Below are 15,417 nucleotides of genomic sequence, written 5' to 3'. Positions count from 1 at the left end.
TTTGTTAATGTAGTTAATTGGGAATCTCGTCCAGGATCAGCTTTGCAACCCGATCAATGGACTTTAATACAATTTCTTCCTGGCTGCCTGAGAAAATATCCCGGGCTGCCACAGATTTTCCTTTTAAAAATGCGTGGACAAATATTGTTCCCACAGGCTTTTCGGCCGTTTCGCTTCCACCCGGTGTTGTCAGGCCTGTTATTGCAATGTGGATATCGGCGGGAATAAACCTTTGCAAACGCTCGGCCATCTCCCTGGTAACCTCCGCACTTTCAGGCGTAAAACGCTCGATCATCTTTTTGGGGACACGCAAAATGCCGATTTTTAATGATGCGTCATAGCAGACCAACCCACCTTTCAAAACGCTTCCGGATTCCGAGCATAGGGAAAACTCCGCCGAAAGCCGGCCCGCGGTGGCACTCTCCGCAAAAGCTACTGTAAGTCCTTTTGCTGCAAGGGCGCTGCTGCAATCCATTATAATTTGTGAAGGCATAAGCGTGTTATTTTGAATTGGAAAGCTGTACGAGTAACCCTTCATCACCACCCAAAGTAATGATGTCCTCCACCACCATACCGATTCTCTCCACTTCTGTTCCCAGTAAAATGGTTCCGGTAAAGGATTCTTGTCTAGGCTTGAAGTAGGCAGGCCTGTGGCTGAGATTCAGGATTATAAGGAATTTTTCGTCTCCGCGCTCGCGGATGTAGGAAATCAATTGCGGATCGGCGTATACAGGCCGGTAAGTGCCAATATTCAGCGCGGCATGTTTCTTCCGCAACTGGATAAGCTTGCGATAAAACGAAAGTTTGGAATATTCATCCTCTTTCTGCTTGTCCACATTCACACGCCCCGAATTGAATGGCAACCTCAGCCAGGGTTTATGGTTGGAAAAACCTGCGTTGATATCACTGCTCCATTGCATAGGTGTACGCGCTGGATCGCGGCTAACGTTCAGATCGGGCATGTTTAGACCCTGTGGATCTACAATTTCGTTCATCGGAATCGGCACATCGCGCATCCCGATCTCGTCTCCATAGTAAATGGTGGGCGTCCCACGTAGCGTAAGCAACATTAATGCAGCCACTTTCGCCTGCGCGCGACCAACACGGCTCGATATCCTTGGCTTATCATGATTTCCCAAAACCCAGTTCGGCCAGCCATCCGCTGGCAGTGCTCCCTCGTATTCGTCTATGGCCATTGCAATTTGTGGCGCATCCCAGGGCAATGTTAATAGCTGGAAATTAAAAGGCAAATGCGCGCCTTTATTGTCCTGTCCATAATATGTAACGAGTTTATGGATAGGAAGATAAATCTCCCCAATGAGTACACGCTCGTCATACTCGTCAGTTACCGCACGCATCATGCGAACAATGTCATGAACCTCAGGTTGGTCCGTTGAGTAAACCGGCGTGTAATGGTCGTATATAAGATCGTTTGCATCGTAAGTTGAGCCCGGGAACGGCGGGTTATCACGCAATTGAGCGTCCTTCACCATGTGCCACATTACGTCAACACGGAAACCGTCGATCCCTTTATCCAGCCAGAAACGCATTACATCCATCATGGCAGCCTGCACTTCCGGATTGCGCCAGTTGAGGTCGGGCTGCTCTTTCAGGAAAGCGTGGTAATAATATTGTTGTGTGGTATCGTCCCATTCCCAGGCATGGCCGCCGAATACGCTAAGCCAGTTGTTGGGAAGACCGCCATCCTTTTTTCCATCATGCCATATGTACCAGTCACGTTTGGGATTGTCGCGTGAAGATTTGCTTTCGAGGAACCAGGGATGCTGGTCGGAAGTGTGGTTGGGAACGAGGTCAAGCAACAGTTTCATGCCCCGGTTATGCACTTCGTCGAGCAGTTGATCGAAGTCATCCATTGTTCCGAAAAGTGGGTGAATGCCTTGATAGTCAGAAATATCGTAACCGAAATCCGCCATCGGAGAAGAAAAGATCGGGGAAAGCCAAACGCAATCTACTCCCAGCCATTGCAGGTAGTCGAGCCTTTTTATTATCCCCTGCAGATCCCCGACACCATCGCCATTGGAATCCTGAAAAGATCTTGGATAAATCTGATATATCACGCCATGCTGCCACCAAAGATGCTGTGACAGCACCGACGGTTGTGCCATTACTTGCTCCATAATTGTAGTGTTTTTTGATCCAAAACCTTTCATCGTAAAAAATCGAGCCTGAAAGAATGTTCAAACCCGGTCTTTCTCATTCGTTAGGCAAGTAACAGATACTGCCAAATGGCATAATTTTTAGGAATAAGAGCAATAGTTTTTTGATTTTACTTTATCCGATTCACGAACCTTTACCTTCATGATAATGCAAAAAATAGGTGTGCAATGTTTGGGAAACCGAGTAAAGTTTACCGTTTGGGCACCAGAAAAAGAGCGCATGCAACTCCAACTTACCTCACCCCGAAAGCAGGCTTTTGAGATGATAAAACAGGAAGATGGTTATTTCGAATTCGTTCTAGACGAAGCAGGAGCCGGTTTTCAGTATTTTTTTTCACCTAATGGCAACAATCGCTTTCCTGACCCGGCTTCCCAGTATCAGCCGGAAGGCGTGCATGGCGCATCGGAAGTGGTGGATCACAGTGCATTCCGCTGGGAAGATCAGGACTGGAAAGGTTTACCATTCGAGGACCTGATAATTTACGAGCTGCACGTTGGGACATTTACGCCCGAAGGAACATTCGAAGCCATTATTCCAAGATTGGAAAAACTCGCAGCCACCGGGATTAATGCGATTGAACTAATGCCTGTCAATGAGTTTCCCGGAAACCGGAACTGGGGTTACGACGGCGTTTATCCGTATGCCGTACACAGTGCTTATGGCGGTCCGGATAAGCTGAAATCCCTGGTCAATGCCGCGCATAAGGCGGGCATAGCAGTTATTTTAGATATGGTTTACAATCATTTGGGGCCGGAAGGCAATTATTTCGGTGAGTTCGGGCCATATTTTACGGATAGTTATAAAACGCCGTGGGGCCGGGCCATCAATTTGGATGGAGAATATTCGGACGGTGTCCGGGAATATTTTTCGGAGAATCCTGTGTTTTGGTATGAAAAATATCACTTGGATGGATTAAGGCTGGACGCAATCCACACGATTTACGACAATAGCGCGAAGCATTTCTGGGAAGTTGTTTACCAGAAGCTCAACCGGGCCAGGCAGCAAAATGGTCGCTCGTTTCACATGATTGCGGAAAGTGACCTCAACAGCCCACACGTTGTAAAATCGCCGGAAGTGGGAGGGCTGGGGTTCACGGCACAATGGCTGGATGACTTTCACCATGCTTCTTACGTGCTTCTCGATAATCAGGGTCGGAAGAGATATGAAGATTTTGGGCAGACATCACAGCTGTTGAAAGCCTATACGGATGGTTTTGTACATAGCGGAGAATATGTGAAGTTTCGGAAAAGACGACACGGAGCATCTTCGGTGGGAATATCGGGAACTAAGTTTGTGGTTTTTAATCAAAACCATGACCAGATCGGCAACAGGGTAGGCGGGGAGCGGCTAAGCATGCTGGTGGATTTTGAAAGGCAAAAATTAGCTGCTGCGGTCATCATGCTTTCCCCTTACGTTCCTATGCTGTTTATGGGCGAAGAATATGGCGAGGATGCACCATTTTTCTATTTCGTGAGTCATTCGGATGAAGAGCTCATTCAGTTGGTTGTTGAAGGCAGGAAAAAAGAGTTTGAAAGTTTCGATTGGGACTCGGAGCCGCTTAATCCACAACAAGAAGATACATTCAACAGATCAAAAATTGTTTGGGAAAAACAAGCTGGCGGCAAGTATAAGATCATGCATGATTGGCATAAAGCGCTGATCACGTTGCGCAAGACAAATCCCGCTTTACGCAATTTTGATAAAAACGACATCAGGGCCACTCTCGTCAACGAAGGCGCCTTTACACTGCACCGCCGCAGCGCAGATCAAAAAGAGGAGTTGCTATGCCTTTTCAGCCTGACCGAACAGCCGACCACATTTGAACTGCCAGCCCACCAGCGGGCGTGGACATGCATCCTCAATTCCAGAGACGAGCGATGGGATGAACATTCGCAATCCGTTGAACAGCACCAGAAAACTCTGGAAAGGCACAATAACATTACTTGTCATGGCCCTGGCGTGTATATATTATACGCTGGAAGACAGTCAGCCGATTAGCGTGAAAGCCTTCATATAGCTGACATTAAAAATTGCATTATAACCATAATATTCTGCATCGGTTATATGTGGATGGCATAGTTTTTAAACAGCCAGTTTTTTGACAAATTCTGTTAACCAAAAGTTAAACTTAAAATGGAGCAAATAACGAAACAGAAAAATAATGCTTTCTTCAAGGTTGCGGAGGGCGTTTGGGGGTTGACGGACATATTTGTAAATGTGTACATTGTTAAGAATAAGGAAGACGGTTCCTGGGTGCTGATCGACGCTGGTCTGAAAACGGCTTATCCGAAGATCAAAAAAATGGTAACTGAACTCTTTGGCGAAGGCGCACGGCCCAAAGCCATTGTTCTTACACATGGACATTTTGATCACGTTGGATCGTTGAAAAAATTGGCCGAGGAGTGGGACGTTCCCATTTATGCGCACCACTTGGAAATGGCCTACCTGACAGGGAAATCCAGCTACCCGCCACCTGATTCAAGCGTAGGTGGAGGAATGATGTCCTATATGGCAGATCTTTATAAAACGACGCCAATCGACTTGCAGGATCGGGTAAACGAATTCCCTGGAATCACGCCAGATATTCCTTTTATGCCAGAGTGGAAATACATCCATACGCCGGGGCATTCACCTGGCCATGTCAGTTTTTGGCGGGAAAGCGACAAGGTGCTGATAGCGGGCGATGCCGTTGTAACAACAAAAGCAGAGTCTGCAATCTCCGTGTTTCTACACAAAAAAATGATTAGTGGGCCTCCGAAGTATTTCACCTGCAATTGGTTAAAAGCCGAAGATTCCGTCGATCAGCTAACTTCGCTGATGCCATCTGTATTGGCTGCTGGTCATGGATTACCGATGTACGGAACCGAAATGCAGCAGCAATTGCTGGAATTGGCTTATTATTTCGAGGAAAAGGCGGTCCCCAAAACGGGACGTTACGTAATGAGTCCTGCTATTACAGATAGTGAAGGGATTGTGTCCGTTCCAAAGGAAACGGCTGAGCCTTATCAAATGCTTTTGACCGTTGGCGCAGTAGCTGCATTGACTGCGCTGGGCTGGGCGCTGTTTGCCAAATACAAGATGCGTAAAAGTTACTAGGCGAAATCTGATCCTTAGATTTTAGCCCTTATAAGTTGTAATCAGAATGTCAGCGTCAGAAATGGCTTGAATGCTGTGCGCTATGCCAGCATGAAAAGTCATCATCTGACCTGGCGTTGTGTAGAAAACCCTGCCCTGCGTTTCTACTTTTAATTCTCCCGACAACACCTGGAAGCTGAGACATTCATCAATGGAGTGGTCGCTCACAACCGCTCCGGTTTTCAGGATAGACAATACGATGGTAATCTTCTCGGATTTATACACCGTAATCGCATTGCGGTCATTTTTTACCCACGAATGCTCGGTTTTGAGCTGTTCCAGGTACATTGGAATGTCCGTGAACACATATGGCGCGTCCAGGATGCGATCTCCTTCCGGACGATTTTCGGTTGATTGATTTGATTTGATATCCATGAATGACGGAATTTATATGTGTTATCCTAGATATTAAGCGTCAGAAAAACCATGCCAAATGCATTTTTAGTAGCCAGAAGCCATTTTTGGAATGGTTTTTGAATATGAGAGTTGTCTTCTAGAAATTTTTATAAAACAAAAGGCAACCTAAAAATTAAAGTAAGATGGACAAAAAGGAGATTTACCTGGTAGATGATTCTGCTGACCACAGATATCTGGTTAGAACAATTTTCAAAAAATTCTTGCCCAATTATCATGTACGTTTTTTTCAGGGAGGAAATGAATTGTACCAATTTCTTATCCTGCAATCCTCCCCCGAATACACCGGCAGACGTCCGGGTTTAATTATTCTTGATCTTAAAATGCCCGCTATCAACGGTTTAGAACTTTTGAAATTACTTCGCCGGACACCCGATAACACAGAAACGCAGTGGAAAACGATTCCGATAGTCATTTTAAGCAACAACAACTCAAATGAAATAATCAACAGGTGTTACCTCTCCGGCGCAAATTCCTTTTTCATAAAACCGGTTGAATTTGAGGAGCTTAGATTTATGCTTGAGACTATTTGCCATTATTGGTTAGACTATAATAAACTGCCCGCCTTGACCCAGTCACAGCCGGAACAAAAGCCAGCCGAACTAGATCTGGAAGAATAAGATGTCAGCCGCTAAGAGTCTTAAAGAACATATAGATCCGTTTCAGAAAATGTCATTTTTCGGGGGCGGATTGTGCTTTGTAATTTCTACAAGTAAATGTTCCCGGAATGACTGCGTATATTTACGTAATAGCCTGCCACTTAATAATTTAAACGACCGTTCAATAACAGCAATACTTCATTTGTGGCTCAATTTGGCTTATTTTGAACGTCACTCATAACTAGCAAACACCGTGGAAAGCAATAGGGAAATCGGCGCAACGATTATATTATTTGGAATGATATTCTTTTGGGTTTTTTCAACAATCAGGAAAAACCATAAGGCAAAACAGAAGCTAAAAATAATGCGTGAAGGGATTGAGGCAAATGCAACCGTCCTGAACATTAAACCAACAGGAGAGTATTTAAATAATCTTCCGGAATATCAGATGAAAGTCAAAATCCAACACCCGAAAGGCACGGATTTTGTAGCAGAAGTAACCGAGACACTGTCTTACTCAAAATATGATTCAATGAAGCAAGGCAGTCAGGTGCTTGTGAAGTACGACCCGGAATATTACAAAAGGGTTATCTTTTTGCAAACTGCCTGATATCAAATTACTACACACCTATCAATTCACACACCTATTCGCAATTTATTGCGGTCATTTCAAGGCAATTGCTGCTCACGCGGCGATTGCCTTATTTTTTTCTGTAAGCCGCAATTTTTGTATATAACTCGTTGGGTGTAAATGGTTTGCTGACATAATCGTTCATCCCGACCTGAAATGCAATGTCCTTAATATCAAGCATTGCAGAGGCAGTGAGCGCAATGATGGGCAGGGAAGTATATTTGGGATCAGGGAGATAACGGATTTTTGCAGTGGCTTCATAGCCATCCATTTCCGGCATCTGCAAATCCATCAAAACAAGGTCATAATCGTTTTGCTGCACGATTTCGTAAGCAATAAGCCCGTTTTCAGCAACATCATATTCGATTTCCCATTGTTTCATGAAGTTTTTCATCAGGAAAATATTCACCGCGTTATCCTCAACAATCAGCACTTTCATGCCTTTCAAGCTTTGGTTACTAGGGATCAAACCGTTTTCCTTACTTGCAATCTGGGTCTTGCTGAGTTTGAATGTAAGGCTGAAATGAAAAACAGAGCCTTCTCCCTGTCTGCTGCGCACATTAATCGTGCTGTTCTGCAATTCCAGTAATCGCTTGGTAATGGTAAGCCCAAGGCCGGAGCCGCCATATTTTCTGGTTGTATCCGATGTGGCCTGCGTGAAGCTCTCGAAAATGTTGCCGATTTTTTCAGCGGGAATACCAATGCCAGTATCCGCAATTTCAAAATCAACGGTCACAAACTCTTTATCGCGGTTGGCCACGGAGGCTGAGACTGTTACTTCACCCACTTCCGTAAATTTGACTGCGTTGCTGACAAGGTTTGTCAGGATTTGGCCGAGTCTTACGGGATCGCCTACAACCGTCAGGTCAAGTGCTTTACCGATATTGAGTTTTAATGAAATTCCTTTTTCGTTCGCTTTTTGAATATTGCCGGAGCGGATGTTTTCAAGCAAGGAAAAGATATTGAAATCTACTTCCTCGAATTCTATTTTTCCCGCTTCGATTTTGCTGAAATCCAGAATATCATTAATAAGCACCAGAAGATTTTCAGCTGAAAATTTCAGAATATTGAGATATTCCATTTGTTCCGGCCTCGGGTCCTGTTGCAGGAGCAAGTGCGTAAACCCGATCACCGCATTCATGGGCGTACGTATCTCATGGCTCATCGTGGAAAGGAATTGCGACTTCGCTACGCCTGCCATTTCTGCTTCCTCTTTCGCTTTGATCAACTCCTGTTCATTCTTTTTCTGGGCATCAATGTCCATAATAGCGCCGTAAAGCTTTACCACGCGTCCGGTTTGATCTACAAAAGGCTTCCCGATGGCATGAATGAATTTGATCTTCCCGTCCGGAAGCACGATCCTGAGGTCAAAACTGGCTGGATTCAGGTTATTGACCGCATCCTTAATATGTGAGATATACAAATGCATATCATCTGGGTGGATCATTTTGGAAAACAGCTCGGTATTAGGGCCGGTGCTGTCGGGTTCGAGCCCGAAAATCCGGAACGCCTCATCGGACCAATAATTCTGCCCGGTTCTCAGGTCTGCTTCCCAGCTTCCGCTATGCGTAAGTTGCTGTGATTCAGCAAGCATTGCTTCATTCCTGCGGATCACTTCCTCTGCATTTTTTCTGTGGCTGATGTCATGCCAAACCACCAGCAATACTTTTTTATTCTCAATATGCACCGGGTTCAAGGTCACTTCAACAGGGAATTCTTCCCCGTCCAGGCGCTTGTGAGTCCATTCGAAGCGGTTATAACCGGTTTCGTATGCATTCCGGTCCATTTCAAGTGATTTTTCATCTGAGCGTCGTCCGTCAGGCTGAAATTCGGGTGAAAACTTGGCGGGATGGATAAGGAGCAGTTCGCTTTTATCCTTGCAGCGCAGCATTTTAACGGCAGCTTCATTGCAATCCAGAATGCCGCTTTCATCGATAAGCAAATGCGCGTCGGTTGAATGCTCGAATACAACGCTCAGCTTTTCACGCAATGAATAACGCTCGTGAATGTCGGTGATGGAACCCACCATTCTTGCCGGCTTTCCGTCAATGAACTTGGCATTTCCCCGGCATTCAAAGTACCGGTAGCCGCTGTGTTTGGTGCGCAGCCTGACCTGAACATTATAAGGGATATTTTGTTCGAGCTGCGCTTTTACTGCAAGGGCAACAATTTCCTTATCGTCCGGGTGAACGAGGAGTTCTGTGAAGTTTTCGTATCCCGGTGTAAATTCATTTGGTTGATATTCAAGTAGTTCAAAAAAACGGTCCGACCAGATTTGCTCATCTGTATCAAAATCCCAATCCCATATTCCGGCGTTTATACCGGAAATCACCATTTCCAACGACTCGATTGTAAACTCTGAACTCATTAGCTATCCCTTTCCATTTTTCATTTAAAATTAAGCTAATTTATAATGTTTAATACTGTTCCTAAATTGATTTTGTAAAACTAGTTTGGTAAATATCCAGTGAATGGTTGATCGTCATGTCCATAAAAAACCGATAACCCCAGTTAACGTCAGAATAGTTTGTGTTGACATTATCTGTGGTTACCGGCCTGAAAAATAGCACTGTGGGTTGGTTAAAAAATAAATTTCGTGCTGAGGAAATTAGAAGTGTCCTCGTGCACAATTTCGTTGATCAGTTGCTTGTTTGCTTCGTTCATTTTGAATGCTACGAGTGAACGGATCGAGAACGCGCGGATGGCATCTGCAACAGATAATGTGCCTTCTGCGCTATCCTTGCGGCCTGTGAAAGGGAAAACATCCGGCCCGCGCTGGCATTGGCTGTTCACATTTACGCGGCTCACCTGGTTTACCAATGGATCGATCAGCGCAGCCACTTCGTCCGCATTGTTGCTAAAAATACTAACCTGCTGACCGTGTGTTGATTCGATCAGATATTCAATGGTTTCTTCCAGGTCGTCGAACGGCACAACCGGCACGATCGGGCCAAATTGTTCGTCATAGTAAAGCTTCATTTTATTGTTTACCGGATAAACCACCGCAGGATAGAAGAACGACCCTTCCGAAGTTCCACCATTTTCATTGATGATCTGCGCGCCATGTTCTAGGGCATCGGTAATGCAGCCATTGAGATACTCGATCTTATTGGTTTCGGGAAGGGGAGTAAGCGCCACGCCCTTTTCCCAGGGCATTCCAAATTTGAGTTCACCTACCGCAGCGCTCAACTCTTTGAGGAACTGATCCGCAATGCTCCTGTGCACCCAGATGATCTTCAAAGCCGTGCATCGCTGACCATTGAAAGAAAGCGAGCCCGTAATAATCTCTTTTACAGCAAGATTAATATCTGCATGGGGTGTAACAATTGCAGCATTCTTTGCATCCAAACCCAAAACTGCGCGTAACCGGTTTACTTTGGGGTGGGATTTTTTAAGCTCGTTCGCTACTTTACTTGAACCGATCAGCGTCAGCACATTGATCTTTCCGGATTGCATGAGGCCTGGTACGATGGCATTACCACGTCCGTAAATTACATTCACCACGCCTTTTGGAAAACTATTCATAAATGCTTCCTGCAAAGGATAATGCAGCAGCGTCCCAAATTTCGGAGGTTTGAAAAGTATGGTGTTGCCCATGATCAGAGCGGGGATCAGGGTCGTGAAGGTTTCGTTTAAAGGATAATTGAATGGGCCCATACAAAGCACAACGCCCAGCGGAGAGCGCCTCACTTGCGCCGCAATGCCGTCTACAATGTCAAATCCGGACGAATCGCGGTCCAGGTTTTTGAGGGAATCAATGGTTGCATAAATGTATTCGATGGTGCGGTCAAATTCCTTGGCTGAATCCGCAAATGACTTTCCGATCTCCCACATGATGAGTTTCACGATAATGTCTTTTTGCTCGATCATTTTGCCCGTAAACTGCTCAACGCAGTGAATCCTTTCTGCCACGCTCATCGTAGGCCATTCGCCGCGGCCATTGTTGTAGGCAGCAACAGCGGCATCCAGCGAAGCAGCGGCTTCTTCGGCGGTACAGATCGGGTAACTGCCGATCAGTTTTCGTTCAAGACCATTTTCAGTTTTAATGCATACGGGTGAAAAAACCTCGTGTACAGGGCCATCCCAGGTCTTCATTTCTCCATCGCTCAGATATTCGCGCTGGTGAATCAATGAGGGCAGCAAAAACTCCGCAGGAATGTCTTTTTCTTCAACAAAGATGTTTTTTAACGTGGAATTGAAATCCATTGAATCATTTTTTATTGTGGAACCGGAACATTTTTAAACACACTGGGATGATGACGAGATTTAGCCATTTGATCCCTAATACGAAAACAAACTTAGCGGACTTTAATATTCTTTAATGGATTGATATCGACCTAAAATGACTTAAAATTATCAAATATTGCTATGCCTGGTCATTTTGAAGAACCGGGTGATTAAAAAGATCGAGGCCATGGTCAGCCCGAGAATCAAACCCAGCCACATGCCTACGGCACCCATTTTAAAGTGAAAGGCGAACAAATAGCCAACCGGAATGCCGATCACCCAATAGGCGATGCCAATGAGGATCGTTGGCGTTTTTACATCCTTAATCCCGCGCAGCAGTCCCGCGCCGATGGCCTGGGTGCTGTCGGAAATCTGGAATACGGCTGCAAAGAGCAACAGGAGGGCGGATAGTGCTAAAACTTCTGTGTTTTTATTAAATAATGTTGGGATCTGGTGCCTGAAAGCAGCAAACAGGATCGCGCAGATTGTTCCGTAGATTAATGCTGTCAGAATGGTGCTTTTTCCAATGACAAAAATCTTGAACCAATCCTTCCTGCCCAGTGCGTTGCTCACCCGTATAGAACCCGCCTGAGCAAGGCCCATCGACACCATAAATGTGAGTGAGGCGCTGCTCAGCGCAATCTGGTGTGCTGCCTGCGCCACAGCTCCCAATGTTCCAATTATGATTCCCGAAACTGCAAAAGCACCTGCTTCCATACCGATTTGTAAGCTGCTGGGAATGCCAATATGCAGCAGTTCGCGCCAGGTTTGCGCTTTGAGCTTCCATTGGCTGCTGCTCACGGCAATGTACCGGGAGAATGTTTTGTGTTTCAGAACGACGGCTGCCAATGCCAGAAACATACAAGAACGGGTGATCAAGGTTGCCCAGCCCGCCCCTTCCAGTTCCAGGCGCGGAAAACCCCAGTTTCCGTAAATGAGCAGCCAGTTGAGCAGGATATTCAGCGGCATTCCCGCCAGCGACAGGATCATGGCCGTTCTGGTATATTCCAAACCGTCGGCGAATTGTTTCAACGTCATGAAAAGCAGCATGGGAATGATCGACAGGCCCATTAACTTCATAAACGGGATCGCCAGCGTTACCACTTCGGGATCCTGACCAAGATTATGCAGCAGGTCCTTTCCAAAAACCAGTGTGAGTGAAATGGCCAAGGCGGTTAATGCACAAAGGCAAAATCCGTTGAACAAATAATGGGAGACCAGTTGCGAATCGCGGCGGCCGTTGGCCAGGGAAACCATTTGAGAAACTGAAATCGTCATTCCTATGCCGATCACAAAAGGAATGTTCATGGCATTAATGACCAACGCTGCCGCAGCAAGTTGTTTATAGCTAATCGCGCCAACCATAGCGCTGTCGATAAGGTGGAGCGCCATTTGGGCGAGTTCTCCGATAATGATGGGTAAAGCTAGTTTTAATGTTTGTGATGCCTCGTTTTTCATGGACTTGCTAACAGATGCTAAAAAAGACTGCAAAGTTAGATAACCCATCCGGAATAACTTTGATTCGCTTTAAACTCAACTCCTTTTGATATGCTTCCGCCCGTCCTGGTGAGTGCCGCAATTATTCGTCTGTCCAGTAACTTAGTAGAGTAAAACAATGAGAAAATAGGTTTCTATATTTGTACAAAAAAAGGAATATCGACAAAACGCTTACAAAAATTTATAATGGCTATTAAAAGCAGCATTGCAGCAAGAGGGCTCGGTAGGGCAGCGGTAACGTATACATTTGCCGGATTGGGTTTGTTATTCATGACTATTTGCGGCTGTCAGCCATTGCTTGCGCAAACTGCGAATAAATTGTCGGTTGTTGGTAAAATCGTTGACAGTCAGAACGATAGCCCGCTTGGTTATGCGAGTATAAGGCTTTTCAGGACTGCTGACAGCACGTTCACAGCGGGTGCGATCACGGACGAAACCGGCGGATTTGTGGTTGATATTGTGGCAGGCTCCTATTATGCTTTGTCTGAATTTATCGGCTATAAACCGCAGATCACACAAAATATCAAAGTCACCTCAGGCACTTCGCCATTGAACATTGGCACGATCAAAGTTTCGGGTTCGGCAAAAACACTGGATGAGGTTACTGTCCAGGCGGAAAAAAGCTCGATGGAATTATCACTTGACAAAAAGATTTTTAATGTCGGAAAAGATCTTGCTAATGCGGGTGGGACCGGGGTGGATATCCTCACCAACATTCCGTCAGTTGCTGTGGACGTGGAAGGCAATGTCAGCCTCCGGGGAAGTGGAAATGTACGTATATTAATAGACGGTAAACCCTCAGGTTTGGTTAGTATCAAGGGCGCAAGCGGATTGCAGCAATTGCAGGGAAGCATGATCGAACGCGTGGAGATCATTACCAATCCTTCGGCCCGCTACGAAGCTGAGGGAATGGGCGGGGTTATTAATATTGTTTTGAAAAAAGAAAGAAAAGAGGGCATTAACGGCTCATTTGACATTATCACAGGTTATCCCACGAACTACGGAGCGGCTGCAAATGTAAACTACCGCCGGAAAAACCTGAATTTCTTTATCAATTACACATTGTCTTACCGGAATACACCAGGCAAAAATTATCTCTATCAGGAGCTCTACCGCAACGATTCAACCTTTATTATGGAGCGGGATATGACTTCTAATCTGAAAGGGATGAACAACAGCGCCCGCGGCGGAATTGATTATTATTTTAATCCAAAAAATATTCTGACTGGCTCGTATACATGGCGTACAAGCAAGGGAAAGCGGTTTTCAACATTAAAATACAGGGATTATCTGACAAGTGTCAACAACCTGACGAGCTATACAAACCGGACGCAGGATGAGACGGAAACGGAACCAAATTCCGAATATTCGATCACATATAAAAAGACATTCAACAAAAAAGGGCAGGAGTTTACAGCGGACGTTCGCTATCTCGACAATTGGGAAAACTCGGACCAGTATTATCGCGAGAATGTTTTCAGGCCTGACGGAAGCCCTTCGGATATTCCGCCATTGCTGCAGCGTGCTGTAAATTACGAAACCGAGAAACAGTTGCTTTTTCAGGTGGATTATGTGCATCCGTTTGGCAAGGATGGCAAATTTGAAGCAGGAGCAAGAAGCAGTTCGCGTGATATGACCAATGACTACACCGTAACGCAGGAAACAAGCGAAGGATGGGTCACTTTGCCAAACCTTACCAATGACTTTTTGTACGAAGAAAACATCAACGCAGCTTATGGGATTGTCGGAAATAAGACCGGTAAATTTTCTTATCAGGCAGGTTTGCGCGCAGAATGGACGGGTGTTACCACGGAGTTGAAACAAACGAAAGAGGTGAATGAACGCAATTATGCCAACCTTTTCCCCAGCGTCCATGTCACTTATGATTTTGCCAAACAGAATGCATTCCAGCTGAGTTTCAGCCGCCGCGTTCGCCGGCCGCAATATAATGATCTGAGCCCGTTCGCAACTTATAGTGATAACCGTAACTATTGGAGCGGAAATCCGGACCTCAATCCTGAATTCACAAATGCATTTGAACTCGGACACATTAAATACATGGCCAAAGGTTCGCTGACCTCCTCGCTTTATTACCGCCACACAAATGGGAAGATCACAAGCATCAGGAGGGTTCAGGAGGACGGAAGTTCTTACACGCGTCCCGAAAACCTGGGAACAGAAGATGCTTACGGAGCGGAATTCACAAGCTCTTTTACGCCGTATCAGTGGTGGAAACTGGATGGCAGCGTCAATTTTTTCCGGGCTATCACGGATGGAACTGGTTTGGATGAGGATTTCCAGAGCGATACTTACAGCTGGTTTGTCCGGATGATGTCGCGCTTTACATTATGGAAGAACACAGATGTTCAGTTGAGGGGCAATTATGAAGCACCGCAGCAAACGCCACAGGGTAAGCGGAAAGCCATGGCAACACTGGATCTGGCGGCTAGTCGTGACATCCTCAAAAACAATGGTACGCTAACATTAAGCGTGATTGACGTTTTCAATTCGCGCAAATTCAGGTCCGTGATCGAGGGAGCCAATTTTTACACAGTGAACAATTCTCAAGGCCGCAGAAGGCAGATTAACCTGACTTTGAATTACAGGTTGCACCAGGCTAAAAAGAAACCAAAAGAGGGTGTCGAGGGCGAATTTTAATTTTGGAAATTTTATTAAACGGTAATTTTTCTATAACTTGTCTTACTATTCGGCTAGCAATAAACGAAAAAAATCCTC

The 15,417-nt window shown here is 45.5% G+C and carries 11 protein-coding genes; 5 read left to right on the top strand and 6 right to left on the bottom strand.

What is annotated here, in order from left to right; translation table 11 throughout:
• Window positions 1-13 precede the first annotated feature (13 nt).
• Window positions 14-493: a CinA family protein gene (locus B5X68_RS01450; RefSeq protein WP_082213934.1), complete on the bottom strand. Its 480-nt coding sequence runs from the start codon at window positions 491-493 to the stop codon at window positions 14-16.
• Window positions 494-500: 7 nt separating this feature from the next.
• The gene (locus B5X68_RS01445; protein ID WP_229208247.1) at window positions 501-2,138 is read right to left on the bottom strand and encodes an alpha-amylase family glycosyl hydrolase; all 1,638 of its coding nucleotides are present in this window, start codon (window positions 2,136-2,138) and stop codon (window positions 501-503) included.
• Window positions 2,139-2,325: 187 nt separating this feature from the next.
• Here B5X68_RS01445 and treZ point away from each other — a divergent pair, with 187 nt between their 5' ends.
• Both treZ and B5X68_RS01435 read left to right on the top strand, forming a co-directional pair.
• Window positions 2,326-4,176, top strand: coding sequence for a malto-oligosyltrehalose trehalohydrolase (gene treZ / locus B5X68_RS01440; protein WP_082213932.1), 1,851 nt, complete (start codon window positions 2,326-2,328; stop codon window positions 4,174-4,176).
• A 135-nt stretch (window positions 4,177-4,311) separates the two neighbouring features.
• On the top strand, window positions 4,312-5,274 hold the full coding sequence (locus B5X68_RS01435) for an MBL fold metallo-hydrolase (RefSeq protein ID WP_082212897.1): 963 nt from the start codon (window positions 4,312-4,314) through the stop codon (window positions 5,272-5,274).
• 21 nt (window positions 5,275-5,295) lie between these two features.
• On the opposite strand, the gene B5X68_RS01430 is transcribed toward B5X68_RS01435, so the two are convergent.
• Window positions 5,296-5,688, bottom strand: a complete 393-nt coding sequence (locus tag B5X68_RS01430) for an AraC family ligand binding domain-containing protein (protein WP_082212896.1) — start codon at window positions 5,686-5,688, stop codon at window positions 5,296-5,298.
• A gap of 164 nt (window positions 5,689-5,852) precedes the next feature.
• Here B5X68_RS01430 and B5X68_RS01425 point away from each other — a divergent pair, with 164 nt between their 5' ends.
• Window positions 5,853-6,347, top strand: coding sequence for a response regulator (locus B5X68_RS01425; protein WP_082212895.1), 495 nt, complete (start codon window positions 5,853-5,855; stop codon window positions 6,345-6,347).
• Between the two features lie 343 nt (window positions 6,348-6,690).
• The gene (locus B5X68_RS01420; protein WP_229208246.1) at window positions 6,691-6,936 is read left to right on the top strand and encodes a hypothetical protein; all 246 of its coding nucleotides are present in this window, start codon (window positions 6,691-6,693) and stop codon (window positions 6,934-6,936) included.
• A gap of 91 nt (window positions 6,937-7,027) precedes the next feature.
• On the opposite strand, the gene B5X68_RS01415 is transcribed toward B5X68_RS01420, so the two are convergent.
• The 3 genes from B5X68_RS01415 to B5X68_RS01405 form a co-directional block, all read right to left on the bottom strand.
• Window positions 7,028-9,325: a PAS domain-containing protein gene (locus B5X68_RS01415; RefSeq protein ID WP_082212893.1), complete on the bottom strand. Its 2,298-nt coding sequence runs from the start codon at window positions 9,323-9,325 to the stop codon at window positions 7,028-7,030.
• Between the two features lie 212 nt (window positions 9,326-9,537).
• Complete coding sequence (locus B5X68_RS01410; protein ID WP_082212892.1) at window positions 9,538-11,163, bottom strand: NADP-dependent glyceraldehyde-3-phosphate dehydrogenase; 1,626 nt, start codon at window positions 11,161-11,163, stop codon at window positions 9,538-9,540.
• A 150-nt stretch (window positions 11,164-11,313) separates the two neighbouring features.
• Window positions 11,314-12,642: an MATE family efflux transporter gene (locus tag B5X68_RS01405; RefSeq protein ID WP_082212891.1), complete on the bottom strand. Its 1,329-nt coding sequence runs from the start codon at window positions 12,640-12,642 to the stop codon at window positions 11,314-11,316.
• Window positions 12,643-12,867: 225 nt separating this feature from the next.
• Here B5X68_RS01405 and B5X68_RS01400 point away from each other — a divergent pair, with 225 nt between their 5' ends.
• Window positions 12,868-15,339 (top strand): TonB-dependent receptor, encoded by a 2,472-nt coding sequence (locus B5X68_RS01400; protein ID WP_082212890.1) that lies wholly within the window; start codon window positions 12,868-12,870, stop codon window positions 15,337-15,339.
• The last annotated feature ends 78 nt before the right edge of the window (window positions 15,340-15,417 follow it).

The sequence above is a fragment of the Dyadobacter psychrophilus genome, assembly GCF_900167945.1.
In the GTDB taxonomy this organism is placed as follows: domain Bacteria; phylum Bacteroidota; class Bacteroidia; order Cytophagales; family Spirosomataceae; genus Dyadobacter; species Dyadobacter psychrophilus.
The sequence above is the reverse complement of the archived record's forward strand: the minus strand, read 5'-3'. Positions and strand labels throughout refer to the sequence as shown.